At 44.4% G+C, this 24,158-nt stretch carries 27 protein-coding genes; 14 read left to right on the top strand and 13 right to left on the bottom strand.

Annotation, left to right across the window (positions count from 1 at the left end):
* The first annotated feature begins 15 nt into the window (after positions 1-15).
* The 6 genes from yhdP to ACY3ZI_RS17440 all read left to right on the top strand — a co-directional run bounded on the left by yhdP (position 16) and on the right by ACY3ZI_RS17440 (position 7,680).
* Positions 16-3,813, top strand: coding sequence for an AsmA2 domain-containing protein YhdP (gene yhdP, locus ACY3ZI_RS17465; protein WP_487375585.1), 3,798 nt, complete (start codon positions 16-18; stop codon positions 3,811-3,813).
* Positions 3,813-4,652 (top strand): deaminated glutathione amidase, encoded by an 840-nt coding sequence (nit1, locus tag ACY3ZI_RS17460; RefSeq protein ID WP_211887354.1) that lies wholly within the window; start codon positions 3,813-3,815, stop codon positions 4,650-4,652. Before yhdP ends, nit1 begins: the two co-directional genes overlap by 1 nt.
* A 20-nt stretch (positions 4,653-4,672) precedes the next feature.
* On the top strand, positions 4,673-6,118 hold the full coding sequence (tldD, locus tag ACY3ZI_RS17455; protein ID WP_487375584.1) for a metalloprotease TldD: 1,446 nt from the start codon (positions 4,673-4,675) through the stop codon (positions 6,116-6,118).
* A gap of 93 nt (positions 6,119-6,211) precedes the next feature.
* Entirely contained in the window at positions 6,212-6,733 is a 522-nt protein-coding gene (locus tag ACY3ZI_RS17450; protein WP_487375583.1) for a ribonuclease domain-containing protein, read from the top strand.
* Positions 6,734-6,746: 13 nt separating this feature from the next.
* Entirely contained in the window at positions 6,747-7,055 is a 309-nt protein-coding gene (locus ACY3ZI_RS17445) for a barstar family protein (protein WP_187129666.1), read from the top strand.
* A gap of 61 nt (positions 7,056-7,116) precedes the next feature.
* Complete coding sequence (locus ACY3ZI_RS17440; protein WP_487375582.1) at positions 7,117-7,680, top strand: RBBP9/YdeN family alpha/beta hydrolase; 564 nt, start codon at positions 7,117-7,119, stop codon at positions 7,678-7,680.
* A 57-nt stretch (positions 7,681-7,737) separates the two neighbouring features.
* Here ACY3ZI_RS17440 and yjgA read toward each other — a convergent pair whose 3' ends face one another.
* Positions 7,738-8,283 (bottom strand): ribosome biogenesis factor YjgA, encoded by a 546-nt coding sequence (gene yjgA, locus ACY3ZI_RS17435; RefSeq protein WP_487375581.1) that lies wholly within the window; start codon positions 8,281-8,283, stop codon positions 7,738-7,740.
* 183 nt (positions 8,284-8,466) lie between these two features.
* On the opposite strand from yjgA, the gene pmbA reads away from it, so the two are divergent.
* Positions 8,467-9,807: a metalloprotease PmbA gene (gene pmbA / locus ACY3ZI_RS17430; RefSeq protein ID WP_036956103.1), complete on the top strand. Its 1,341-nt coding sequence runs from the start codon at positions 8,467-8,469 to the stop codon at positions 9,805-9,807.
* 134 nt (positions 9,808-9,941) lie between these two features.
* Here pmbA and rnk read toward each other — a convergent pair whose 3' ends face one another.
* The 11 genes from rnk to kdsD form a co-directional block, all read right to left on the bottom strand.
* Positions 9,942-10,352: a nucleoside diphosphate kinase regulator gene (gene rnk, locus ACY3ZI_RS17425; RefSeq protein ID WP_006659086.1), complete on the bottom strand. Its 411-nt coding sequence runs from the start codon at positions 10,350-10,352 to the stop codon at positions 9,942-9,944.
* Between the two features lie 200 nt (positions 10,353-10,552).
* Positions 10,553-10,825 (bottom strand): PTS phosphocarrier protein NPr, encoded by a 273-nt coding sequence (gene npr, locus ACY3ZI_RS17420; RefSeq protein ID WP_036956105.1) that lies wholly within the window; start codon positions 10,823-10,825, stop codon positions 10,553-10,555.
* On the bottom strand, positions 10,822-11,676 hold the full coding sequence (gene rapZ / locus ACY3ZI_RS17415; RefSeq protein ID WP_036956106.1) for an RNase adapter RapZ: 855 nt from the start codon (positions 11,674-11,676) through the stop codon (positions 10,822-10,824). The genes npr and rapZ overlap by 4 nt, the downstream gene beginning before the upstream one ends.
* Before the next feature lie 180 nt (positions 11,677-11,856).
* Positions 11,857-12,324, bottom strand: a complete 468-nt coding sequence (gene ptsN / locus ACY3ZI_RS17410) for a PTS IIA-like nitrogen regulatory protein PtsN (protein ID WP_132496594.1) — start codon at positions 12,322-12,324, stop codon at positions 11,857-11,859.
* Positions 12,325-12,412: 88 nt separating this feature from the next.
* Positions 12,413-12,700, bottom strand: coding sequence for a ribosome hibernation promoting factor (gene hpf, locus ACY3ZI_RS17405; protein WP_036956108.1), 288 nt, complete (start codon positions 12,698-12,700; stop codon positions 12,413-12,415).
* A 23-nt stretch (positions 12,701-12,723) separates the two neighbouring features.
* Positions 12,724-14,169 carry an RNA polymerase factor sigma-54 gene (gene rpoN, locus ACY3ZI_RS17400; protein WP_036956109.1) on the bottom strand — a complete coding sequence of 482 codons (1,446 nt, stop codon included), beginning with the start codon at positions 14,167-14,169 and terminating at the stop codon, positions 12,724-12,726.
* Between the two features lie 84 nt (positions 14,170-14,253).
* A complete protein-coding gene (lptB, locus tag ACY3ZI_RS17395; protein WP_036956110.1) occupies positions 14,254-14,979 on the bottom strand; it encodes an LPS export ABC transporter ATP-binding protein in 726 nt (241 codons plus the stop codon).
* 5 nt (positions 14,980-14,984) lie between these two features.
* A complete protein-coding gene (lptA, locus tag ACY3ZI_RS17390; protein ID WP_036956111.1) occupies positions 14,985-15,542 on the bottom strand; it encodes a lipopolysaccharide ABC transporter substrate-binding protein LptA in 558 nt (185 codons plus the stop codon).
* A complete protein-coding gene (gene lptC, locus ACY3ZI_RS17385; protein WP_154603452.1) occupies positions 15,526-16,119 on the bottom strand; it encodes an LPS export ABC transporter periplasmic protein LptC in 594 nt (197 codons plus the stop codon). The genes lptA and lptC overlap by 17 nt, the downstream gene beginning before the upstream one ends.
* Positions 16,120-16,135: 16 nt before the next feature.
* Complete coding sequence (kdsC, locus tag ACY3ZI_RS17380) at positions 16,136-16,696, bottom strand: 3-deoxy-manno-octulosonate-8-phosphatase KdsC (RefSeq protein ID WP_036956113.1); 561 nt, start codon at positions 16,694-16,696, stop codon at positions 16,136-16,138.
* A 27-nt stretch (positions 16,697-16,723) separates the two neighbouring features.
* Entirely contained in the window at positions 16,724-17,692 is a 969-nt protein-coding gene (gene kdsD / locus ACY3ZI_RS17375) for an arabinose-5-phosphate isomerase KdsD (protein ID WP_036956114.1), read from the bottom strand.
* Between the two features lie 383 nt (positions 17,693-18,075).
* On the opposite strand from kdsD, the gene mlaF reads away from it, so the two are divergent.
* From mlaF to murA, 7 genes are all read left to right on the top strand, one after another.
* Entirely contained in the window at positions 18,076-18,879 is an 804-nt protein-coding gene (gene mlaF / locus ACY3ZI_RS17370) for a phospholipid ABC transporter ATP-binding protein MlaF (RefSeq protein ID WP_006659099.1), read from the top strand.
* Positions 18,880-18,885: 6 nt separating this feature from the next.
* On the top strand, positions 18,886-19,668 hold the full coding sequence (mlaE, locus tag ACY3ZI_RS17365) for a lipid asymmetry maintenance ABC transporter permease subunit MlaE (RefSeq protein ID WP_036956115.1): 783 nt from the start codon (positions 18,886-18,888) through the stop codon (positions 19,666-19,668).
* Between the two features lie 3 nt (positions 19,669-19,671).
* Positions 19,672-20,217 (top strand): outer membrane lipid asymmetry maintenance protein MlaD, encoded by a 546-nt coding sequence (mlaD, locus tag ACY3ZI_RS17360; RefSeq protein ID WP_487375580.1) that lies wholly within the window; start codon positions 19,672-19,674, stop codon positions 20,215-20,217.
* Positions 20,218-20,252: 35 nt separating this feature from the next.
* On the top strand, positions 20,253-20,882 hold the full coding sequence (gene mlaC / locus ACY3ZI_RS17355) for a phospholipid-binding protein MlaC (RefSeq protein WP_036956117.1): 630 nt from the start codon (positions 20,253-20,255) through the stop codon (positions 20,880-20,882).
* A 1-nt stretch (position 20,883) separates the two neighbouring features.
* Positions 20,884-21,174, top strand: a complete 291-nt coding sequence (gene mlaB / locus ACY3ZI_RS17350) for a lipid asymmetry maintenance protein MlaB (protein WP_036956118.1) — start codon at positions 20,884-20,886, stop codon at positions 21,172-21,174.
* A 137-nt stretch (positions 21,175-21,311) separates the two neighbouring features.
* Positions 21,312-21,566, top strand: a complete 255-nt coding sequence (ibaG, locus tag ACY3ZI_RS17345; RefSeq protein ID WP_036956119.1) for a BolA family iron metabolism protein IbaG — start codon at positions 21,312-21,314, stop codon at positions 21,564-21,566.
* A 54-nt stretch (positions 21,567-21,620) separates the two neighbouring features.
* Positions 21,621-22,883, top strand: coding sequence for a UDP-N-acetylglucosamine 1-carboxyvinyltransferase (murA, locus tag ACY3ZI_RS17340; RefSeq protein ID WP_036956120.1), 1,263 nt, complete (start codon positions 21,621-21,623; stop codon positions 22,881-22,883).
* Between the two features lie 126 nt (positions 22,884-23,009).
* Here the strand turns inward: murA and degS are convergent, their stop codons facing one another.
* Positions 23,010-24,074 (bottom strand): outer membrane-stress sensor serine endopeptidase DegS, encoded by a 1,065-nt coding sequence (gene degS, locus ACY3ZI_RS17335; RefSeq protein ID WP_211887362.1) that lies wholly within the window; start codon positions 24,072-24,074, stop codon positions 23,010-23,012.
* Between the last annotated feature and the right edge of the window lie 84 nt (positions 24,075-24,158).

Raw genomic sequence — 24,158 nt, 5'->3', positions numbered from 1 at the left:
TTGAAGGAGAAACTGGTGAAACGACTGCCACGTATCGTACTCGTGACAACCGCTGCCGTATTGTTGCTGTGTGCGTTGGTACTCACCAGTTTGCGTTTTCTATTACCCAATATCGATCATTATCGCCAAGAAATTATCACCTACGTTGAAAATCACAGTGATATCTCACTGGATATTGGTCAGATTGAAGGAGCTTGGCGCTATTATGGTCCCGAGCTTATCATTTCCGATGTTGTTGCCAAAAATCCAATAACCGATATACAAGTTAACAAAATCACCATCGAATTAGATATTTGGAATTCGCTATTATCTTTGCGTTGGCGTTTTCGTGATTTGACGTTTTATCAACTGAATGTGGATTATAAAGTCCCGCTGAGTTTTGATGGAGCGGAAGATGAAACCACGAACTATGATGGCGTAGATGACCTGTTTTTACGGCAGTTTGACCATTTTATTTTAAAAGATAGCCAAGTGACATTTTTGACGCCATCAGACCAAAAGATGACGTTACTGTTGCCTGAACTTTCATGGCTTAACCAAGATGCCCGCCACCGCGCCCAAGGTTTCGTTAGCCTTGAAACACTAAATAAGCAAAATAGTTATCTGCAAGTGAAGCTGGATGTGTCGGATAAAAACGGCGTACTCAGTGACGGCATGTTCTATTTGCAGGCCGATAACATTGATATGCAGCCTTGGCTCAGCAAGTGGTTACGGGATAACACGGGTCTGCGAGACGCCAACTTCAGTTTATCATCGTGGATCACCCTCAAGAATAATCGTATAGATAATGGTCTGATCCAGCTACGTCAAGGTGAAGCGAACTGGGGGGAAGAGCCTCTGTCGCAAAATCTTCAAGTGAATGATTTATTGGTACGTATGAAGCGCCAAGGCAACGGTTGGCTGTTTAATATTCCTGAGCTAGATACCCTGAAAACTAATGAATACATCTGGCCGCAAGGGAGCGTCTCCGTTCTGTATTTGCCTTCATCGGCAAAATATCAAAATAAAGATCACTGGCGCATTCGCGCAAAAAATATTGAGCTAGAACGTCTAAGTGAAGTCTTGCCGACATTCTCGTTTGTTACGCCAGAATTAGTGCAAGATTGGCAGCATCGTCAACCGACGGGATTAGTCTCGGAATTTGCTCTCGACCTAACGCAAGACACTGAGGACCATACGCAAATCAGTATGGACTGGCAGGATGTTAGCTGGAAAAAATGGAAAGAGCTTCCTTCTGTAAACCATTTCTCCGGGGTACTTATTGGCGGTGCTCAACAAGGGATCCTCTCATTTTCGCTTAAAGATAGCATCGTAGACTATCGCGATGAATTTAAAGCACCTTTTGAGATTAGTAACGCCAGCGGCAAATTAAATTGGATCAATAACAGCAGCGAATTCAAATTGTGGAGTTCCGGTGTGAATTTGCAAGCTAAGGCCGTCAAAGCCAATGGCGACTTTAGCTATGCGAAAGCGAAGCAGCATGATATTGCCGATTTGGCTATTTTAGCGGGGATCAGCACCGATGATGCAGGGGAAGCTTGGCGCTATTTCCCTCAAAAGCTGATGGGACAGGAGCTAGCGGATTATCTGACCAAAGCGATCATTGCTGGACATGTAGACAATGCGACGTTGGTGTATAAAGGCGACCCCGCACATTATCCTTACTATAAAAATGACGGGCAGTTCCAAGTGTATGTGCCGCTGCGTGATGGCACATTCGAATACGATGACCAATGGCCTGCATTACTGGATTTAAACCTCGATTTAGACTTTAGCCGCGCAAGTTTAGCGATGCATACGGACTCGGTGAAATTAGGGGATGCAACGGCAGAAAATCTCGATGCAGTAATTCATGATTACTTCGATGAAATGTTATATATCGATGCGGGAGTGAGTGGAACGGGCAAACAGATCCAACAATATTTTACCCATACACCACTCAAACATTCCCTTGGCGATACGCTGGATGAGCTACAAATTGATGGCACCGTAACCGGTAAGCTTAATCTCGCCATTCCATTATCGGCTGGAAAAGATGTTGTCGCGAAAGGGCAGGTCAATCTTAATAAGAATAATGTGTTTGTACGGCCAATCGATAGCACATTGCACGGATTGACTGGCAGCTTCAAATTTACCAATGGGGATTTAGTCAGTGATAACATCACAGGGCAATGGTTAGAACAGCCAGTTTCTTTGGATTTCACGACATTAACGCGCCCGAAAGATTATTTGGTGGATATTAACCTTGGCGGAAATTGGGAGCTCAATAAAGTTCCCATGCTGCCAAGTGATATCAAAGGGAAAGTCTCTGGCGTGAGTGATTGGAAAAGCCAAATTCATATCACGTTACCAGAATCATCCAAGCAAGCGACAGGCTTACAGATTGAGGTAGCCGCAGGATTAAATAAGCTAAAAAGCCAGTTACCTGCGCTGAATACCGAACTACTGCAACAGCTTGGTAAGATAAATATTCAAGCGAAAGGCACGACGGAACAATTAACGGTAGGTGGTGATATTGGTCAGCGTCTTGGTTTTAATTCTCAGTGGTCGCTCACCAGCTCTCCATTGAAATTACAAAAAGCTCACATTGCCCCGTGGAGTAATCAGGTTCCTGCATTACCAAATAGCTCGACCATCTTAGTTGATTTACCAGCCGTAGAGGATGTCAATTGGGAGAAATTAGCGAGTGGCTTTTTATCTTCTTCTGCCAGCGAGCATGTGGGGCAAATTGGCTACCCGGATACCCTTGAGGTTAAAGCCCCATCCGTTTATTTGGCTGGACAGCGTTGGAAAGATTTGAGCTTCTCTTATGATTTATACCGTGATGAACAGCAAATCAATGTAGAAAGTGCAAACCTAAAAGGGCAGCTACAGATTTGGAAGCAGCAGCCATGGGCGTTAGATATTGAATACCTGTATTACAATCCTGAAGGTTCACTGACTTCAAGCGAAAAGACCTCTCCGTCGGAAGTGTTCGACTTTAGCCAGTGGCCTAAAGTGAATATCCATTGTACCGAGTGTTGGGTGAGTGGGCAAAAACTGGGCGAAATCACGGCGAAAGTCACGCCAGTGGGGCAGCACACTTTGAAATTAACTGGTGGTTCACTGAAAAACAGTGCCAGTGAGTTAAAGCTAGACGCTTTATGGCGCAGTAATGATGGTAATAAAACTGAGATTGCAGGCTCGCTTACTGGCGAGGCGTTCGATGAAACTGCTGCTTATTTTGGTGTCTTGGTACCAATTATCGACTCCCCGTATTCGATTGAATTTGACCTGAATTGGGCGCAGGTTCCTTGGGAGCCTGAGGTTGCCACGCTGAATGGGAAAATGTCAGCGAAATTAGGGAAAGGCGCGATTGCTCATATGGGGGGCGGGCGTGCTGGGCAGTTATTACGTTTAGTCAGTTTTGATGCATTATTGCGCAAGCTTCAGTTAGATTTCCGGGATACGTTCAGTAATGACTTTAACTTTGATTCGATTAAAGGCAATGCGGTCATCAATCAAGGTATTCTAACCTCGAAGGATCTTTATATTGATGGATTAGTCGCGGATATTGCCTTGAATGGGGATATTGACCTTGTTAAGCGCCAAATTAATGCGGAAGCGGTCATTACCCCTGAAATTTCTGCTACAGTAGGTGTAGCCACCGCATTCGTGATTAACCCGTTTGCGGGCGCGGCAGTATTTGCGGCATCGAAAGTCCTTGGTCCGTTGTGGAGTAAAATTTCGGTTATTCGCTATCGTGTAAGCGGTAGTTTGGATGAACCTAAAATTGATGAAGTACTACGTCAGCTTAAGGAGACTCAAGAGTAATGAAAACGGGTAATGTTGCACTTTTGCAGTTATGTAGTGGTAAGAATACAAAACACAACTTGGCACAGATAGAGCAGCAAATTAAACAGTTGCCTGATACCGTGCAGTTAGTTCTTACTCCTGAAAATGCATTGCTATTTGCTGATGCTGCAACCTATCGTAAACAGGCTGAAGCAGAAGGTAATGGCCCATTACAAGACGCTATCCGTGGGATGGCTATCCGTTACAATGTGTGGATCCTGATTGGGTCAATGCCATTGATTAGCCGTGAAGATCCTGAACGAATTACCAGCAGTAGCTTGCTGTTTGATGCGAAAGGGAATATCACTGCGCGTTACGATAAAATTCATATGTTCGATGTGAACATCGAAGATGAACAAGGCGAGTATAACGAATCGGTTATTTATCAACGTGGTGAGCACCTGACTGTGGTTGATACGCCAGTAGGTCGCTTAGGTTTAACCATTTGTTATGATTTACGTTTCCCTGGCTTATTCCAAGCATTACGTGAACAAGGTGCGGAGATTATTTCCGTCCCTGCGGCGTTTACTCGTTATACTGGACAAGCTCACTGGGAGCCACTGTTAAGAGCCCGTGCGATTGAAAACCAGTGCTATGTTTTAGCGCCAGCGCAAGTTGGGGTGCATGGTACGCGTCGTACATGGGGACATACTCTCGCCGTAGATGGCTGGGGTAAGGTGATGAAAAAGAATGTGGATGCTGTTTCCGCGTTGGTCGTGAATGTCCAGCCAGACAGCTTAAAAGTGATGCGTGAACAGATCCGAGTGGTGAAACATAACCGCTTTAGACCACAATTAACATCATTGATTAAAAAATAAACTAAATAAGAGTAACGAATATGAGTTTAGCTTCTGTCAGCGAACATTTGCTGGCTGCCAACGGTCTTGGTCAAGATAATCTGTATGATATTTTAGGGCTGCTATCTGAGCGCCGTGTTGATTATGGGGATCTCTTTTTTCAGTCTAGCTACCATGAATCATGGGTTTTAGAAGATCGAATCATTAAAGATGGCTCCTACAATATTGACCAAGGTGTTGGGGTTCGAGCGATTACGGGTGAAAAAACGGGTTTTGCCTATGCAGACCAAATTTCATTGCTGGCACTAACCCAAAGCGCCACTGCAGCCCGTAGTATCGTGACTGAACAAGGCTCTGGAAAGTCACAGATTTTAACCAATGTAGACTACAAAAAACTCTATTCTGAAGCGGATCCTTTGCGTAGCTTACCACGTGAGCAGAAAATTGAATTGCTGCATCGCGTTGACCAAGTAGCGCGCGCTGAAGATCCTCGCGTAATTGAAGTGAATGCCAGCTTAACAGGTGTGTACGAACAAGTGTTAGTCGCTGCCACCGATGGCACATTAGCAACGGATATTCGCCCACTGGTACGTTTATCGGTGAGTGTGCTGGTGGAACATGATGGCAAACGTGAACGCGGAGCAAGCGGCGGCGGCGGTCGTTATGGTTATGAATATTTCCTCGAAATCCATCAAGGGCAAGTAGTCGCGGAGCAGTATGCCCGTGAAGCGGTACGCATGGCGTTAGTGAATTTATCGGCAGTTGCCGCTCCTGCTGGCATGATGCCTGTAGTATTAGGTGCTGGTTGGCCGGGAGTTCTGCTCCACGAAGCGGTGGGGCATGGTTTAGAAGGTGACTTTAACCGTCGTGGCACCTCTGTTTTCTCAGGAAAAATGGGCGAGCAAGTCGCATCTTCCCTGTGTACTGTGGTGGATGATGGAACCATTGCGGGGCGTCGCGGTTCATTAGCGATTGATGATGAAGGGGTTCCGGGTCAGTACAATGTGTTGATTGAGAATGGAATTCTACGTAACTACATTCAAGATAAGCATAACGCGCGTTTAATGGGTGTGGCACCAACTGGGAATGCGCGCCGTGAATCTTACGCTCATTTACCAATGCCTCGCATGACAAATACCTATATGTTAGCGGGTGAATCAACACCGGAAGAGATTATTGCCAGTGTTGAAAAAGGGTTGTATGCACCAAATTTTGGTGGTGGTCAGGTGGATATCACATCGGGTAAATTTGTATTTTCAACCTCAGAAGCTTACTTAATTGAAAATGGTAAAATTATCTCGCCAGTAAAGGGCGCGACCTTAATTGGTTCTGGCGTAGAAGCTATGCAGCAGATCTCCATGGTAGGTAATGACCTTGCGCTGGATAAAGGCGTGGGCGTTTGTGGTAAAGAAGGGCAAAGCGTGCCAGTGGGTGTGGGGCAACCAACACTGAAACTCGATAAAATGACCGTGGGTGGCACCGCGTAATCACACGTTAAGATAGTCTTTTATTTATTCGCCCTAGTTACGAATGTGACTGGGGCGATTATTTATCCGCACAGCAAAAATGATTGAGGCACTATGAATAAACGTATTATTTCTTTAGTGTTAATGGCAATTTTGATTGCGATTAGCCTGTACTTTAAAGGTGGCGAGCAGGGCGCACCGGAACCATCTTCTGGTACATCATCAACCACACAAACTATTTCAAGTACACAAAGCACACCGCCTTCCCGCGAAGCGATAACTCCGGGTGAAACGCCAAAAACGATTGATCAGCTGACCGCTCAGAATAATGTGGTCAGTTTTATGGAAAAATACCAAAAGCTCCCTGCATTTTACATGACGAAAAAACAGGCAAGAGAAGCGGGTTGGGATGCTAAAAAAGGGAATTTATGTGAAGTTTTACCTGGTAGAGCCATCGGTGGCGACCGTTTTTCTAACCGTGAAAAAGGTTTACCTATTGCTGATGGGCGCCAGTGGTTTGAAGCTGATATAAATTATCGTTGCGGGCATCGTGGTGCAGACCGTCTACTCTATTCCTCTGATGGAATGATCTTCGTTAGTACAGACCATTATAAAACGTTCCAACAAGTTAAATGATTGGGGGATAGCGATGAGCAAGACCGTCGTTTTTGATTTTCGTGAAATAGATAGCCTTGAGGAATTTTATCGGCAATTTCAGCAACAGTTCTCGCTTCCTAAATGGTTTGGCCATAATCTCGATGGGTTATGGGATGTGATTACTGGGGAAATAGAGTTACCCGTTACGCTGATTTTTAGCCATTTAAAGGCGGCTCAGCGTACGCAATTTTCATCGGTGATTGAATTGATGAATGAAGCAGAAGAAGAGCTGGACGAAGCGTTTATTTTTCTCATAGATATTACGAATAATGAGAATGATGCTTCACAAACCCCATGCTAGATTTGCGCAATGATTCTGCGTTTAGCCATTTTTTGTGGCGATTAATATTGAGGACGATTAAGTGGACGGTAAAAAAGTTATCATTGTTCATGGTTATACAGCATCACCGAATGATAATTGGTTTAACTGGTTAAAAGATGAATTAGAAGCGGTAGGGGCGACGGTTGATGTACCTGCATTACCAGAATCAAATTCTCCTGATCCGCAAAAATGGCAGAAATGTTTACTTGATGCCAATATTCAGTTTGATGAAAATACTATTTTAGTTGGGCACAGTTTAGGGTGCATTACGGTATTACGCTTTCTGGAAAATAATGCACCAGAAGGGGCTAAAATTGGCGGCTATGTGCTAGTTTCTGGGTTTGATCGCTCGCTGGATTCGTTGTCTGAGTTGGCTGACCATACTCAGTTTTCATTGGATTATAATAAGTTGATTGGCATAACGGATAAGCGAGCTTCGATTATCTCTTCCAATGATTGGGTCGTGGATCCTGACGCTTCAATTGAGTTAGCAAAAGCATTAAAAACCTCTGTCACGATGGTGGAAAGTGCTGGGCATTTTCTTGATAGAGAAGGCTATACTCGACTTCCTGCATTACTCAATCTTCTACGATTTTGGTATTAAAAAATCCCCCTATGTTTTTACCACATAGGGGGATTTTTATTGAATAAAACCAGGAAATCAGTTGCTATCAGAAAGTTCTTTCAGATATTGGAAAATCTGGCGGAATGCTTTTGGTGGTTTATTTCCATCACGCTCTTTCTTCGCGTTGCGGACTAGTGCTCGCAGTTGCTGGCGATCGGTTTGTGGGAATAGCGCAACGACTTCTTCAATGACTTCATCGCCATCGGCTAATAAACGGTTACGCAGATCTTCCAGCTTGTGCAAAATAATAACTTGCTGGTTATGGCGGTTTTTCAGCTTATCAAGGGCTTCAGTGATCGGTTCAACCTCACGGGAACGTAGCAGTTTACCAATAAGCTGTAATTGACGACGACGACCTTCACGCTTAATTTTTTGCGCTAATTCGATAGCTTCAAGTAATTGAGTGTCTAATGGGATACGCTCAAGCTCGCTTTTACTTAAATCAACAAGTTCCGCCCCCAGTTTTTTGAGGATCTCGGCATCGCGTTTAATTTCGCTTTTGCTGACCCAAATAATCTCATCGTCCTCATCATCTTGGGGCGCTGGGATATCATCCAGCCAATCTTCAGGCTGTTTGGCCATAGGGATTTTCCTTTTTACTAAACGCCGCCGTGCAATTACGAGTAATTAGCATGATTTACGGCGTTGTGAGTGTTAACATTTATAGATTAACTCTATTGTAACTGGGAAAACCCCCTTATGACTACCTGACATTGATATGTCGAGGTAGAAAATCACTTTTCCCCTCTTTATTGGACAAAATGCATGAGTGTTACTGAACAAGTTGCCGAACAACGTAAACAATTAGAACAAGCCGTCGCCCACGCATTGGAATTCGCCAAAAGCCGTTGTGATGGCGCTGAAGTTGCAGTCAATAAAAGCACCGGCATTAGCGTGAGCACGCGCCAAGGTGATGTGGAGAATGTGGAATTTAACAGTGATGGGGCGCTCGGGATCACGGTTTACCATAAACAGCGCAAAGGCAGTGCATCTTCAACAGATTTAAGCGACGAAGCCATTGAGCGTACAGTTCAAGCCGCGATTGATATTGCGTCTTATACTTCTGAAGACCCGTGTGCAGGACCTGCTGACAAATCATTACTGGCATTTGATGCGCCGGATTTAAACCTATTTCAAGCTACAGAGCTTTCCCCTGAGGAAGCCATCAAGCTGGCATCAATTGCGGAAATGACCGCATTAAATGCAGATTCACGTATTGTGAATACGGAAGGCGGTAGCTTCAATGGACACTATGGTATCCGTGTCTTTGGTAACTCTCTAGGTCTATTAAAGAGCTACAGTTCTAGCCGTTATTCGATGTCGAGCTGCGTTATCGCTGAGCAAAATGGCGAAATGGAGCGCGATTATGCGTATACCATCGCACGCAGCATGCAGGCATTAAAATCCCCTGAGTGGGTAGGGCAAGAGTGTGCTCGTCGTACATTATCGCGTTTATCACCACGTAAATTACCGACTATGAAAGCACCTGTAATTTTTGCCTCAGAAGTGGCGACGGGGTTATTTGGTCATTTAGTTGGTGCTATCAGCGGCAGCAGCATTTATCGTAAATCATCATTCTTAATGGATAGCCTTGGCAAACAAATTTTACCAAGCTGGTTAACTATTAATGAGCAGCCACATTTAATGGGCGGCTTAGCCTCATCCCCATTTGACAGTGAAGGTGTGCGTACTACTGAGCGCAATATTGTGGAAAATGGCGTTCTGCAAACTTGGCTGATGACCAGTTATTCTGCGCGTAAGCTGGGTCTGCAAAGCACAGGTCATGCGGGTGGAATTCATAACTGGCGCATTGAAGGACAAGGCTTATCTTTTGATGCTTTGTTAAAGCAAATGGGAACAGGCTTAGTGGTCACTGAGCTGATGGGACAGGGTGTGAGTGGAATTACGGGGGATTATTCCCGCGGTGCATCCGGTTTTTGGGTAGAAAATGGCGAAATTCAGTATCCGGTGAGCGAGATTACCATTGCGGGTAATTTGAAGGATATGTGGATGAATATGGTGACTATCGCCGATGACATCGAAACGCGCAGTAATATTCAGTGCGGTTCTGTGTTGATCCCTGAAATGAGTATTGCAGGGCAGTAAGTTCTAGTTGAACAATAAGCGCTAAATAGCAAAAAGGCACTCAATGAGTGCCTGAATACCGCCTGAAGACTAACGACAGTTTCTTGATGGAAACTTTTTTCGGCTAGTCTTCTTTCTCTTGTTGATCATCGCAACTAGCGATGGAACTCGCCAGCCGCTTCAGGTTGATAAACAATCTCTAACACACGAACACGGGTTTCTACGCCGTTTGGCAGCGCCCAGCTAATTTCGTCGTTAACATGTAAACCTAATAACGCTGCACCGATTGGCGCCATCACGGACAGTTGTTCTGCACTATCTTTGAGAGAGGCAGGATAAACCAGTGTGCGTGTGCGCTCTTCGTTACTGATTAAATCTAAGAAACGAACAGTGCTGTTCATTGTAACCACATCCGCAGGGATCTCTTGTGGAGAGACGATATCTGCGCGATCTAATTCGTCGTTTAGTGCTTCAGCAACAGGCGTACCCGCATAAGCGGCTTGCTCCATCAGGGCATCTAAGCGTTCTGCATCTAAATCATTGATAATAATTGTTGGCTTTGTCATACCACACTCCAATAGGGACGTACAAAGCAAACACCCCCCACCCAGAAGGCAGGGGGTGTTTGCTAGAAAATAGATTATGTAAAATATTAGGCGCTATAGGCGTTAAAGGGAAGAGATCGGGATCACGAACTCGGTGCCTATGCGTGTAAAACCATGTATATCGCTCTGTTCGCTAAGATGTAATGACGCAATGAGTTGGGCTACTCTTCGTCAAATCCACTTTCAAACAGTTTAATGATTGCGGATAACGCCAAATCTTCATCGGGTCCGCTAACCTCGATATCAATTTTACTGCCTTGTTCCGAGTCTAACATCAACATCGCAATAACGCTATCCGCCTCGGCCTCAATTTGACTGTCATTTTTTAAAATGACTCTAGAGTTAAATTGTTTAACTAAATCATAGAGAAGCATTGCTGGTCTGGCATGCATACCAAGACGGTTTTTCAGCGTAATCGTTGCTTTGACGGTCATTGCTTGCGTTTTTCCAACGTTCTGTGGCGTGACTGGACGTTTTTCCCTCGGGAACGGAAATAATCAGCCAGCTGTTCTGCCACGTACACCGAACGGTGTTTTCCTCCCGTACAGCCGATGGCGACGGTGAGGTAGCTGCGGTTATTGGTTTCTAACATCGGCAACCATAACTCTAAGTAACTACGAGTCTGGTAAATAAAGTTATGAACTTCTGTGTGTCTGTCCAAGAAGGCCGCAACGGGACGATCTAAACCGGTCATTGGACGCAGTTTTGGATCCCAGTGTGGGTTTGGTAAAAAGCGCACGTCGAAAACGTAGTCAGCATCAATGGGAATACCGTGTTTGAAACCGAAGGACTCAAACACCATGGTCAGCTCACGCTCGCGTTTGCCCATTAAGCGAGTTCTGAGCATTTCCGCTAATTCGTGCACTGACATTTCTGAGGTATCAATGACCAAGTCAGCGCGGGAGCGTAGCGGTTCTAATAGCTCGTTTTCTTCGTCGATGGCACTTTCTAAGGATAAATTTTTACTTGAAAGTGGGTGTAATCGACGAGTATCACTGTAACGACGAATTAATGTGTTGCGATCTGCATCCAGAAATAGCAGTTGTGGCGAGAAGGTTGATGGCAGTTTATCAATCGCTTCTTCAAACACTTCTGGATTGTCGGGCATATTACGCACGTCAATGCTCACGGCCGCAGAAATATTGCGATCGGCAAGTGAATTAGCCAATTCCGGCAGTAAGACTACCGGCAGGTTATCCACACAATAGAAACCCATATCTTCCAGCGCGCGTAGGGCAACGGATTTTCCCGAACCGGAACGGCCGCTGACAATCATCAGCACCATGAGCTAACTCCCTTCTGTCTCTTAAGGATTTATATCTTAATGATCGATTTCTCACTGATCACACATTTCTAATTGATCAAACACGTCTGACTATTTTGCATTTTGCGGTGTTTTACGATGCCGAATGAAAGAAATCATAACAATATCATTAGGCTGGCATCAACACATATCAGTTATTACTTACTCAATGATGATCTGGTATAACTCTTCGTCACTTTGCGCACTACGCAGACGCTTACAGAACGCTTTATCCGCTAATTTTTTAGCGATAAGAGACAACGTATGTAAGTGAGTTTTACATTGATCCGATGGAACAAGTAATGCAAAAAGCAGATCAACAGGTTGGTTATCAATCGCATCAAACGCAATGGGCTCTTCTAAATGCAAAAATACGCCAGCGGCGCGTGCACTTTCGCCTTCATTGAGTTTGCCATGAGGGATTGCAATTCCACCACCAATACCCGTGGTGCCAACTTTTTCTCTGGTTAGTAACGCTTCAAATACCGTATTTTCCGGCAATCCCAACTCGGCGGCCGCTAACTCACTAATAATTTCTAATGCTCTCTTCTTACTGGTGCAAACTAAATTATTACGTGTGCAACTGGCGGATAAAACATCGCTTAATTGGATTTCTATATCACTATTCATTTTATTATTCACTTAGGACTACAAAACCAGATGATGTATGCCACCATCTGGTTCAGAACATTAATCAGTCAACGACTGGCTAAATGTATTAGTGTTGTCTCAGTTTTTCTTTATGTTTGGTTAATTGGCGTGACAGCTTATCAAGGAGTAAATCAAGTGCCGCGTACATATCGTCGTCTTCCGCTGATGCGTGAATTTCTGCGCCGTTGAGTTGCAGGGTGGCTTCAGCAATTTGCTGAACTTTTTCCACTTTCAGAACAACTTGGATACTGTTAATACGATCAAACAATTGCTCTAATTTCTTGAGTTTTTTCTCAACCGTTTCGCGCAATGCCGGTGTAACTTCAATATTGTGTCCAGTAATCTGAAATTCCATACAATCTTCCTTATATTATTGGGTTAAACCAACTGTTTACGTTGATTTGATGGCGGAATAGATAATGACTCACGATACTTAGCAACAGTTCGACGAGCAACTTGTATACCTTGCTCTGCCAGCATACTCGTCAATTTACTGTCACTCAATGGTTTTGCTGGGTTTTCCGCAGCAACCAGCTTCTTCACCAGCGCACGAATCGCAGTGGAGGAGGCTTCTCCTCCGGTGTCCGTGCTGACGTGACTGGAGAAAAAATACTTCAACTCAAAAATGCCTCGTGGACTATGCAGAAATTTTTGAGTTGTCACACGGGAGATAGTCGATTCATGCATGTCCACCTGATAGGCAATGTCTGCCAAAATCATTGGTTTCATATACTCTTCGCCTAACTCAAAAAATTCTTGTTGTTGCTCAACAATACAGGTCGCCACTTTAAGTAATGTTTCATGGCGGCTCTCTAAGCTTTTAATCAGCCATTTCGCATCCTGCAAGTGACTGCGAATATATTGCGTGTCACTTTCGCTGGCTGAATCATTTGCCATTGAAGCATAATGATTATTGATGCTTAACTTAGGGATGCTATCTGTATTTAACTCAACTTGCCAGTGCCCACCGACTTTTTTCACCAGCACATCGGGAATAACATATTCCGATTCACCCGTATTGATTGACTGCCCTGGCTTGGGATTCAGCGTAAGGATCAGGTCAATTGCTGTTTTCAGCGCATCTTCTTTTAAGCGGGTCAGTTTGCTCAGTTGCCGAAAATCACGATTTGCCAGTAAATCAATATGATTGCTAATAATCAGTCTAGCTTCTTGCAGACCAATTGTCTCTTTTGGGTATAAAGAGAGCTGGATCAACAAACACTCTTTGAGATCCTGAGCTGCCACGCCTAATGGGTCAAAATGCTGGATACGTTTTAAAACGGCAACGACTTCTTCTAAGGTGATATCGGGGTCATCAATCCCTTCGTGGATCTCACTGATTGAGCTTGTTAGATAGCCTGAATCATCAATTGAATCGATAATCGAAGTCGCAATCGCGCGATCGGTATCGGTAAACGGGGTGAGATCCGCTTGCCAGATTAGATAATCTTGCAGTGTTTGGGTAGTTTCCCCTTGGTAAACAGGAAGTTCATCGAAGCTGTAGTCGTTGCTAGTGCCCGACGGGGTACCTGCTGTATAGATTTCATCCCAATCAGCATCTAGTGGAAGCTCATCGGGCATATCCGCGTTTTCAAGGGCATCTTTGGTATCGATTTCGCTGCTGTCAGTGTCGTTGCCTAGGTTATCTAAGTTCTCTTGCTCAGAGGATGACTCTTCTTGTTCAAGCAGAGGGTTGGTTTCAAGTGCGAGTTGAATTTCTTGTTGAAGCTCAAGTGTGGATAACTGCAACAGGCGGATGGCCTGTTGCAATTGAGGTGTCATTGCAAGTTGTTGACTGATTCTGAGCTGCAAACTTTGCTTCATGAATGTGCTTTATTCTCCATTACCACTTACACAACCAATGTCATGACAACCAACAAGGCAATACTACAAACGACAGTCTACAAACTACAGTCTAAAGCCTTCACCCAAATAAACACGTTTCACTTGCTCGTTTTCAAGGATCATCTCTGGTGAGCCGTGAGCAATCAAGTGCCCTTGGCTGACAATGTAAGCACGCTCGCAAACATCGAGAGTTTCGCGGACGTTATGGTCGGTGATTAACACGCCAAGCCCATAGTCACGCAAGTGTTGGATGATTTTTTTGATATCCAAAACGGAAATCGGGTCAACCCCTGCAAACGGCTCATCTAACAGGATAAATTTTGGATTAGCAGCGAGGGCGCGTGCAATTTCTACTCGACGACGCTCACCACCGGACAGTGACTGACCTACGCTATCACGCAGGTGAGTAATACTGAACTCCTCCATCAGCTCTTCAGCGCGCTCTTTGCGCTGTTCTGAGGTTAAGTCAGGGCGAATTTCTAACACGGCCATCAGGTTATCATACACACTGAGGCGGCGGAAAATAGATGCTTCTTGAGGAAGATAGCCAATGCCACGACGAGCGCGCTCATGCAGAGGAAGTAAGCTAATATCCTCACCATCAATTAAAATTTTACCAGCATCCCGCTGAACAATGCCGACTACCATATAAAAAGTGGTCGTTTTACCCGCACCGTTAGGGCCTAAGAGACCGACGATTTCCCCTGATTTCACTTCCAGGCTGACGTCAGTGACTACGCTGCGTTTTTTATAGGATTTTGCCAGATTCTCTGCGGTTAGTGTTGCCATAACAATTATTTACTCTTACTTGTTGATGAACCCTGCGCTGCTGGGCCTTTCTCTTGTAACTGGGCTGGTAATAAGACAGTTGTTACGCGCTTGCCTTTATCGCTGAACGCTTCCATTTTTTGCGTTGGAACGACGTAAGTGATCTTATCGCCTTTGATATTACTATCGAGCTGCTCAAGGTAGGCATCACCCGTTAATGTCACCAGCTGTTGATCAACTTCATAACGTGCTTTGGATGCGTGACCTTTAATTGGTTTGCCATCGTCTTGTAACTGGAAGAAAGTCACTGGCGTACCAAATGCTTCAATGACGATTTTATCGGAATCGCTGCTTGGGCGAGTCACAACAACTTTGTTGGCACGAATATCAATGGAACCTTGCTTGATAACAACGTCATCAGTAAATGTGGTGATATTTTTTTCTAAATCAAGAGATTGCTTAACCGAATTAATGGTCATCGGTTGTTGGGTATCTGTTTTCAGTGCCATTGCCGGTAGGCTAAGAGCCAAAATTGCACTTGCAATAGCCCCTTGAATAAAACTTTTCTTAGTTACTTGATTCATTGTGTTGCTCTTTTGGTTGTAACTCATAGTGAGTTTTAACATCTTCAATTAATTCAGCGGTTCTTGTACGAAGGTTCCCCTTCATTTTTAAGCCCGTTGAATTTAGCCCGTGTCCGATAATGGTAACTTTATCGTCAGATGAAACATCTTGTGTGACTAGATTGACCACCGCATTATCTGTGGTAATGCGCTGGATTTGAGGCTCAGGAGTCAAACTGTCAACTTGAACATCGCTATACAGGTAGAGCACACGCTCTTTGGTTAATCTTGCCTTAATGGATTTCACCGTCCAAGTCGGCGTACCCGCATCGTTATAAGTGGTTAATACCGGATTGGTAAACCACGTGATTTTCCCATCGGTATAATTATCAACTTTGCTCGCGGCGAGTTTATAGGCTAAATCGCCCGCAGGATTATAGACGAAAGTTACCGAATCATCAGTTTGATAATTAGGTTTCCCGTCATTGATTTCGGTTGTTAATGGTTTGGAGTCATCGTAAACCGAAAAGTTCCAACCAATTAGCCCCAGTACAATGAGGGATAAAACAATGATTAACCACTTTTTTGCGTTGCTCATGAATGATATCTGTTCTTTAAATCGACAAGCCTTTAGCTTCTTCCAGTTTATTTTGGGATAACAGAATCAGGTCGCAGAGTTCACGTACTGCCCCTTTTCCGCCACCAATATGTGTTACATAGTCTGCTTTAGGTAATAACAAAGGGTGTGCATCAGCAACCGCAACGGATAACCCAACTTTTGCCATCACGGGCCAGTCAATGAGGTCATCACCAATGTAAGCTGTTTGCTCTTCTGTTAGTTGTAGTTTATCTAACAGTTCGCGATACGCCAAAAGCTTATCGCTTTGTCCTTGGTAAAGATATGTAATACCTAACGTTTGGGCTCTGTCTTCCAGCAATTTAGCTTTGCGTCCGGTGATAATAGCGACTTCGATACCTGAGGTTAATAGGCAGCGAATGCCATACCCATCGCGGACATTAAAGGCTTTTAATTCTTCGCCATTATTCCCCATATAAATTAAACCGTCGGACATCACGCCATCGACATCACAGATAAGCAGTTTAATTTTGGTCGCTTTTTCTATCACAGAATTTGCTACAGACCCATAGCAAGTATTCTGATAATTAGGGTTCATTCTATTTCCTTTATGTATACTTTCGACTTATACCACACCCGCTTGCAGTAGGTCGTGCATATGGAGAACACCCACTAATTGGTCGCCATCTGCCACTAATAACGACGTGACATGGCGAGATTGCATCAGGTTCAGCGCTTCAACAGCTAGCATACCTGGCGCGACTCGAATACCGCCCGGCGTCATTAAATCGGCAATTTTGGCATTATTAAGGTCGATGCCCATATCAAAAATACGGCGCAAATCCCCATCCGTGAATATCCCTTGAATATTCATATCGTCATCACAAATGACGGTCATACCCAGCTTTTTACGGGTAATTTCCACAAGGGCTTCGCGTAATGTGGCACTTTTCGGAATATGAGGGACATCGTCACCGGTACTCATTAAATCACGAACTAAGAGTAAAAGTTTGCGCCCAAGTGCGCCCCCTGGATGAGATAGCGCAAAATCGTCTGCGGTGAAGCCGCGGGCGGTTAATAATGCAATGGCTAACGCATCGCCCATCACTAATGTTGCCGTGGTACTTGTTGTTGGTGCCAAACCTAGTGGGCAGGCTTCTTGCGGCACTTTTATGCATAAATGGATATCTGCATATTTGCCCATGTTACTGTCTGGGTTATTGGTCATGCAGATCAGTGGGACTTTGATACGCTTTAACACTGGCAGAAGGGCTAAGATCTCTCCTGATTCACCAGAGTTCGAAATCGCTAATACAACGTCTTTATTGGAGATCATCCCTAAATCGCCATGGCTAGCTTCTCCAGGGTGCACGAAAAATGAAGGCGTTCCTGTGCTGGCAAGCGTCGCCGCAATTTTCCGTCCAATATGCCCTGATTTCCCCATCCCCATAACGACCACTTTTCCCTGACAAGCAAAGATTTGCTGGCAAGCAAGGTCAAAGTCATGATTAATATATTGTTCTAGGTTTTTCAGACCTTCGCGTTCGATATGGAGAACTTCTTTACCTACTTTCTGAAAATCGATATTTGACATGTCTAATTCCATGTGTGTTTTCGGGTGAATCAAAAGTGTCGGTTGGATCCAAAGTTTCGGTTAGATCAAAAAAGAGAAATCGGATTGTATAACGAATACTTAGTATCAGTAAGTATTTTGTCTCTAAGCTTTTATGAATGTCATGGTTATGAGTCTTTATTAGCGATTTGAGCTCAAAAGAGCCTTTTAGGGATTAACCGCACCGATGCCCAAAAAAAATTTTTTTAATTCTCTTACCCTTATGGTTGGATATATAAATTTCTAAGAGCTATCTTCTATTAATTAGGTAAAATATTAGTTAATACTATTTGGTTTATGTTTCTGTAAAACCCTGAATTTATTTAGGCAGAATCATAGTTTGACCTATAACGAGCTATTAAACGATGCAAGCACAGACAGAGAACTTAATCGAAGTCAAAAACATGTCATTTACGCGGGGCAATAGGAAAATATTCGAAAATATTAACCTAACTGTGCCTCGTGGTAAAATTACTGCGATTATGGGGCCTTCAGGGATTGGTAAAACCACATTGCTCAGACTGATTGGCGGACAACTGCGCCCAGAGGAAGGTGAAATCTGGTTTGATGGCGATAATATTCCTGCGCTGTCTCGTTCTAAGTTATACCAATCGCGTAAAAAAATGAGCATGTTATTCCAATCCGGTGCCTTGTTTACCGATATGGACGTTTTCAATAACGTGGCTTTCCCTTTGCGTGAGCACACTAATTTACCGGAATCATTGATTCATACGACGGTGATGATGAAATTAGAGGCGGTGGGGTTACGCGGAGCCGCTAAATTAATGCCATCAGAACTTTCAGGGGGAATGGCACGCCGTGCGGCGCTGGCAAGAGCTATCGCTCTGGATCCTGACCTGATTATGTTTGATGAGCCGTTTGTAGGGCAAGACCCAATTACGATGGGGGTTTTGGTCAAACTGATTGATGAACTCAACCAAGCGTTAGGCGTTACTTGCGTGGTGGTTTCCCATGATGTTCCTGAAGTGCTAAGTATTGCCGATAAAGCGTATATTGTGGCGCAGCAGCATGTTATTGCGAAAGGAACTGGGGAAGAATTACGTGAAAACCAAGATCCGCGCGTCAGACAGTTTATGGACGGTATCGCTGATGGCCCTGTGCCATTCCGCTTTCCTGCCAATGACTATTCGGCTGATTTATTAGGGTAAATGAACATGATAATTAAGGCGATTGCTGCCTTCGGACGTCGATGGATTGAAACATTTGCGGCTTTTGGTCGAGCAGGCTATTTATTATTTGGTGCACTATTTGGCAAACCTGAGTTTGGCAAGCAGTGGCCGCTGTTAGTTAAACAGCTTTATTCGGTAGGGGTTCAGTCTCTACTCATTGTGGCGGTGTCCGGTCTGTTTATCGGGATGGTGCTCGGCTTACAAGGTTATTTGGTACTGACGACGTTCAGTGCAGAAGCGAGCCTTGGCATGATGGTTGCGCTCTCACTATTGCGCGAACTGGGGCCTGTGGTCACTGCGCTGTTGTTTGCGGGACGAGCTGGTTCGGCATTAACCGCAGAAATTGGTTTGATGAAAGCCACTGAGCAGATTTCAAGTTTAGAAATGATGGCGGTGGATCCTCTGCGCCGTGTTGTTGCCCCAAGATTTTGGGCTGGATTCATTAGCATGCCGCTGTTATCGCTGATCTTTGTTGCCGTCGGTATTATCGGTGGTGCCATTGTTGGTGTGGATTGGAAAGGGATTGACCCGGGCTTCTTCTGGTCATCCATGCAATCTTCCGTCGAGTGGCGATTGGATTTAGTGAACTGTTTTATCAAGAGTTTAGTCTTTGCAATCACGGTAACGTGGATTGCACTATTTAATGGTTATGATGCGATTCCAACCTCGGAAGGAATTAGCCGTGCAACGACGAAAACTGTTGTGCATGCATCATTATCGGTTCTAGGGTTAGATTTCGTACTGACAGCACTGATGTTTGGGAACTAAGTCATGCAAAGTAAAAAAAGTGAAATATGGGTGGGTTGTTTTATGTTGCTGGCGATCGCCGCAATTGTGTTCCTCTGCTTAAAAGTGGCGGATTTACAATCGATTGGTAGTCAGTCAACTTACCGAATTTCCGCCTCTTTTGAAAACGTGGGTGGCTTAAAAGTCGGCTCTCCAATCAAAGTCGGTGGCGTTGTCGTGGGACGGGTTGCGAATATTTCTTTAGATAAAAAGAACTATATTCCCGACGTTCAAATCGATTTACTCAGCGAATATGACAATATTCCTGATTCCAGCTCGCTATCAATTCGTACTTCAGGCCTGCTTGGTGAACAGTATATCGCCATGAATATCGGTCCTTATGATGAAGATATGGGGATTGCGATGTTAAAAGATGGCAGTCGTTTAGAAGACACCAAACCGGCAATGGTACTGGAAGATTTAATTGGTCAATTCTTGTATAAGAGTGGTGATAGCCAAGGTTCTGCAGCTGCGCCAGCATCTGCGCCAGAGGCTCATGTTGCGGCACCGTCAGAGCCTGTTGCTCACTAAGTTGTAATTCCCTGTGAACTTAAAAGGAATGAATTATGTTTAAACGTTTAATAATGATAGCTATGTTAGTGGTTGCGCCATTTGCGATGGCGATTGACCAAACTAATCCTTATAAGCTTATGGAAGAAGCCGCAGCGAAAACTTTCGATCGCTTAAAAGCACAGCAGCCTCAAATCAAACAAAACCCAGATTACTTACGTACCATCGTGCGTGAAGAGTTACTGCCATATGTGCAAATTAAATATGCGGGCGCGTTGGTATTAGGGACTTATTATAAAGATGCTACCCCAGCGCAGCGCGATGCGTATTTTAAAGCATTTGAGTCTTATCTTGAGCAAGTTTACGGTCAAGCACTGGCAATGTATCACGGTCAAACGTACACCATCGCTCCTGAGCAGCCGATTGGCGACAAAAATATTGTCGCTATCCGTGTGACCATCAATGATACTAATGGTCGCCCTCCAGTACGTTTGGATTTCCAATGGCGTAAAAACAGTAAAACAGGTTACTGGCAGGCGTATGACATGATTGCAGAAGGCGTGAGTATGATTACCACCAAGCAAAATGAGTGGGGTGATATTCTGCGTAAGCAAGGTATTGATGGATTGACTGCTCAATTACAACGTAGTGCTCAGGTGCCGATTACGTTAGAAGAGAACAATTAAGATGAGTAGTCTGTTATCTTGGACGAAAAATAACAAAACATTGGCTTTTTCCGGTATTTTAAATCGCGATTCTCTGGTTGAATTTTGGGACAAGCGCCAAACACTATTGACCCAAGTTGAGCAAGTTGATGTTTCTGCTTTAACTCATGTGGATTCTACCGGACTGGCAATGCTAGTACGCTTAAAAGGTGAGTATCAGTCCCAACAAAGCCATTTAGGTATTGTTGGTGTGAGTGATAATTTGAATACCTTGATGGAATTGTACGGGGTAAAATCCCTGCTGATGGATTAAGTCAAGTTATGTAAAAAATAGCGCTTCTGAGTGTTTTTATACACCAGAAGCGTTTTCTTTAGTTTAAGTGTTAAGCTGAATCCTTTAGGATAGATGGCTATATTTATTATCATAATTAATTACAAAATTGAGTCATTATGGATACCAACGAAATTAAACAAGTCTTAATGGAAAAGCTGTCACTGGATGAAGTGATAGTGAATGGCGATGGCAGTCATTTTCAAGTTATCGCTGTTGGCAGCCTTTTTGACGGCATGAGCCGTGTTAAACAGCAGCAAGCAGTCTATGCGCCGTTAATGGAATATATTGCGGACAATCGAATTCATGCGCTTTCAATCAAAGCTTATACCCCAGCGCAGTGGGAGCGTGATCGTAAGCTGAGCGGCCTATAAGTTTGAAAATGTAAGCGAACAGTTTGTAAAAATCTGACACACGAGAATACCAGAATGGATAAATTTTTAGTTAAAGGGCCAACCCGCTTAGAGGGTGAAGTCTCTATTTCAGGCGCTAAAAACGCCGCACTGCCAATCCTGTTCGCTGCTTTACTGGCTGAAGAGCCAGTTGAATTACAGAATGTCCCTAAACTGAAAGACATCGACACCACAATTAAGTTACTCAGCCAACTTGGCGTCAAAATCGAGCGTAATGGTTCGATTTTTGTTGATGCTAGCAATGTGACTGAATATTGTGCGCCGTATGATCTAGTAAAAACCATGCGTGCCTCTATTTGGGCATTAGCGCCGCTGGTTGCACGCTTTGGCCATGGTGAAGTTTCTCTACCGGGTGGTTGTGCCATTGGCGCTCGTCCAGTGGATTTACATATTAGCGGGTTAGAGAAGTTAGGTGCCAATATTGTCCTTGAAGATGGTTATGTTAAGGCAACGGTGAATGGTCGCCTGAAAGGCGCTGACATCGTGATGGACAAAGTGAGCGTGGGTGCCACTATCAGCATCATGACAGCTGCTGCGCTTGCTGAAGGAACCACTTCCATCGAGAACGCCGCTCGTGAGCCTGAAATTGAAGATACTGCTAATTTCTTAAATGCATTAGGTGCGAAAATCACTGGTGCAGGAACTGACCGTATTGTCATTGAAGGTGTGGCTCGTTTAGGTGGTGGTGTGTATCGCGTTCTGCCAGATCGTATTGAAACAGGTACATTCTTAATTGCTGCAGCGGTTTCTCGCGGTAAAGTAGTTTGCCGTAATGCACGTCCAGACACTCTGGATGCGGTGCTGGCGAAATTACGTGAAGCTGGGGCTGATGTTCAAACGGGTGAAGATTGGATTAGCCTAGACATGCATGGTAAACGTCCAAAAGCGGTTACATTGCGTACAGCTCCACATCCTGGTTTCCCTACTGATATGCAAGCGCAATTTAGCCTATTAAACTTGGTGGCTGAAGGTACCGGTGTTATCACCGAAACCATTTTCGAAAACCGTTTTATGCATATTCCTGAGTTAATTCGTATGGGTGCACACGCGGATATCGAAAGTAATACCGTTGTGTGTCATGGCGTTGAAAAGCTCACGGGTGCGCAAGTGATGGCAACAGATTTACGTGCGTCAGCAAGTTTAGTGATTGCAGGTTGTATCGCGGGTGGAACAACGACAGTTGACCGTATCTATCATATCGATCGTGGATATGAAAATATTGAAGCGAAATTAAATGCGTTAGGCGCTAATATTCAACGCGTTAAATCTGAAGACTAATCCCAGATTGCGTTGATATCATTGCAAAAACAAGATTGCAGAAACAAAAAAGGTTGTTCTTTATCGGAACAACCTTTTTTTTGGGCTTATTTTGGGTGAAAGATTTGACTGGGCAGAATTGAGGGGTTAGTTTGCTTGCCCTTCAGGAAGTTCTTCAATCACGATATCGATGTTTTGCACATTACCATCACGTAAAATCTGAACGGGAATTTTTGTTCCGGGGCGAATTTCGGCGACATAATCCATGGTTTCTGCGGCAGAAACGGCAGGTTTTCCATCTAAGGATAAAATAACATCCCCTTGCTCAATGCCTGATTTTGCAGCAGGTCCATTGGCTGAAACTTGGAAAACCCTTAACCCTTGAATTTGGTTGATATTATTTGTATTTGTGCGAATTTGCGGTAATTCACGAGCCGTAATGCCGATGTAGCCTCGCACGACACGACCATCACGGATCAGTTTTTCCATGATTTTGGTTGCTAGGGCGGTTGGAATAGCAAAACTCAATCCTTCGGAACTGACTCCTTGCCCTGCGCTGAATGAAAGGGTATTTATGCCAACCAATTCCCCTTCCGTGTTGATAAGGGCGCCACCGGAGTTACCCGAGTTAATCGAGGCATCGGTTTGCAGGAAATTTTGGCGGCGGGTGGAGCTTAAACCGACTCGTCCTGTCGCGCTTATGATCCCTTGGGTGACTGTTTGCCCGAGGTTATAAGGGTTTCCAATCGCCAGAACCACATCCCCAACATGGGTGATGCGCTTGGTATTAATGGGGATAACTGGGAGATTTTCAGCGTCTATCTTTAAGACTGCGAGGTCGGTGAGGGGGTCTGAGCCGACTAAGAACGCATCGAAAATGGCACCGTCTTGTAGAGCGACAAGGATTTGGTCAGGGTTATCTACCACATGTTTGTTGGTCACTATGTAACCATTAGCGCTTAATATCACCCCTGATCCAAGAGATTGTAATTCCCGGCCAGATTGGGAAAAACTCCCCTTAGAACTGCTATAGACATACACCACCGCAGGCGCGGCACGGCGTACGGCTTTGTTATAGCTTACAGGCTCGCTATTGGTTTTCCCATACAGTAAATCAGCCAGTCCCTGTGGGCGTAATGAGGGGACAGCCACAATAATGATTGAGGCAGTGACCAATCCAAGCAGGACAGACACAAGCAGCTTTTTGACCATGTTAAAGGTTACCAAGTTCGCTATGGTGGAAATGACAGACAGAGAAATGCTTTGAGCATAACATAAAAAAACGGGTATAGCAGA

The sequence above is a fragment of the Providencia sp. LY12 genome, from assembly GCF_057621555.1.
The sequence above is the reverse complement of the archived record's forward strand: the minus strand, read 5'-3'. Positions and strand labels throughout refer to the sequence as shown.

Coding starts and splice junctions, on each gene's coding strand:
- yjgA (WP_487375581.1), bottom strand. CDS start 8,283: ATGGCCAAACAGCCTGAAGATTGGCTGGATGATATCCCAGCGCCCCAA.
- ACY3ZI_RS17450 (WP_487375583.1), top strand. CDS start 6,212: ATGAATAAACGTATTATTTCTTTAGTGTTAATGGCAATTTTGATTGCG.
- lptB (WP_036956110.1), bottom strand. CDS start 14,979: ATGGCAACACTAACCGCAGAGAATCTGGCAAAATCCTATAAAAAACGC.
- rapZ (WP_036956106.1), bottom strand. CDS start 11,676: ATGGTGCTGATGATTGTCAGCGGCCGTTCCGGTTCGGGAAAATCCGTT.
- mlaC (WP_036956117.1), top strand. CDS start 20,253: ATGTTTAAACGTTTAATAATGATAGCTATGTTAGTGGTTGCGCCATTT.
- ACY3ZI_RS17445 (WP_187129666.1), top strand. CDS start 6,747: ATGAGCAAGACCGTCGTTTTTGATTTTCGTGAAATAGATAGCCTTGAG.
- degS (WP_211887362.1), bottom strand. CDS start 24,074: ATGGTCAAAAAGCTGCTTGTGTCTGTCCTGCTTGGATTGGTCACTGCC.
- mlaF (WP_006659099.1), top strand. CDS start 18,076: ATGCAAGCACAGACAGAGAACTTAATCGAAGTCAAAAACATGTCATTT.
- mlaE (WP_036956115.1), top strand. CDS start 18,886: ATGATAATTAAGGCGATTGCTGCCTTCGGACGTCGATGGATTGAAACA.
- kdsC (WP_036956113.1), bottom strand. CDS start 16,696: ATGAACCCTAATTATCAGAATACTTGCTATGGGTCTGTAGCAAATTCT.
- tldD (WP_487375584.1), top strand. CDS start 4,673: ATGAGTTTAGCTTCTGTCAGCGAACATTTGCTGGCTGCCAACGGTCTT.
- rnk (WP_006659086.1), bottom strand. CDS start 10,352: ATGACAAAGCCAACAATTATTATCAATGATTTAGATGCAGAACGCTTA.
- mlaB (WP_036956118.1), top strand. CDS start 20,884: ATGAGTAGTCTGTTATCTTGGACGAAAAATAACAAAACATTGGCTTTT.
- ibaG (WP_036956119.1), top strand. CDS start 21,312: ATGGATACCAACGAAATTAAACAAGTCTTAATGGAAAAGCTGTCACTG.
- lptC (WP_154603452.1), bottom strand. CDS start 16,119: ATGAGCAACGCAAAAAAGTGGTTAATCATTGTTTTATCCCTCATTGTA.
- lptA (WP_036956111.1), bottom strand. CDS start 15,542: ATGAATCAAGTAACTAAGAAAAGTTTTATTCAAGGGGCTATTGCAAGT.
- nit1 (WP_211887354.1), top strand. CDS start 3,813: ATGAAAACGGGTAATGTTGCACTTTTGCAGTTATGTAGTGGTAAGAAT.
- pmbA (WP_036956103.1), top strand. CDS start 8,467: ATGAGTGTTACTGAACAAGTTGCCGAACAACGTAAACAATTAGAACAA.
- npr (WP_036956105.1), bottom strand. CDS start 10,825: ATGACCGTCAAAGCAACGATTACGCTGAAAAACCGTCTTGGTATGCAT.
- mlaD (WP_487375580.1), top strand. CDS start 19,672: ATGCAAAGTAAAAAAAGTGAAATATGGGTGGGTTGTTTTATGTTGCTG.
- kdsD (WP_036956114.1), bottom strand. CDS start 17,692: ATGTCAAATATCGATTTTCAGAAAGTAGGTAAAGAAGTTCTCCATATC.
- murA (WP_036956120.1), top strand. CDS start 21,621: ATGGATAAATTTTTAGTTAAAGGGCCAACCCGCTTAGAGGGTGAAGTC.
- ptsN (WP_132496594.1), bottom strand. CDS start 12,324: ATGAATAGTGATATAGAAATCCAATTAAGCGATGTTTTATCCGCCAGT.
- rpoN (WP_036956109.1), bottom strand. CDS start 14,169: ATGAAGCAAAGTTTGCAGCTCAGAATCAGTCAACAACTTGCAATGACA.
- hpf (WP_036956108.1), bottom strand. CDS start 12,700: ATGGAATTTCAGATTACTGGACACAATATTGAAGTTACACCGGCATTG.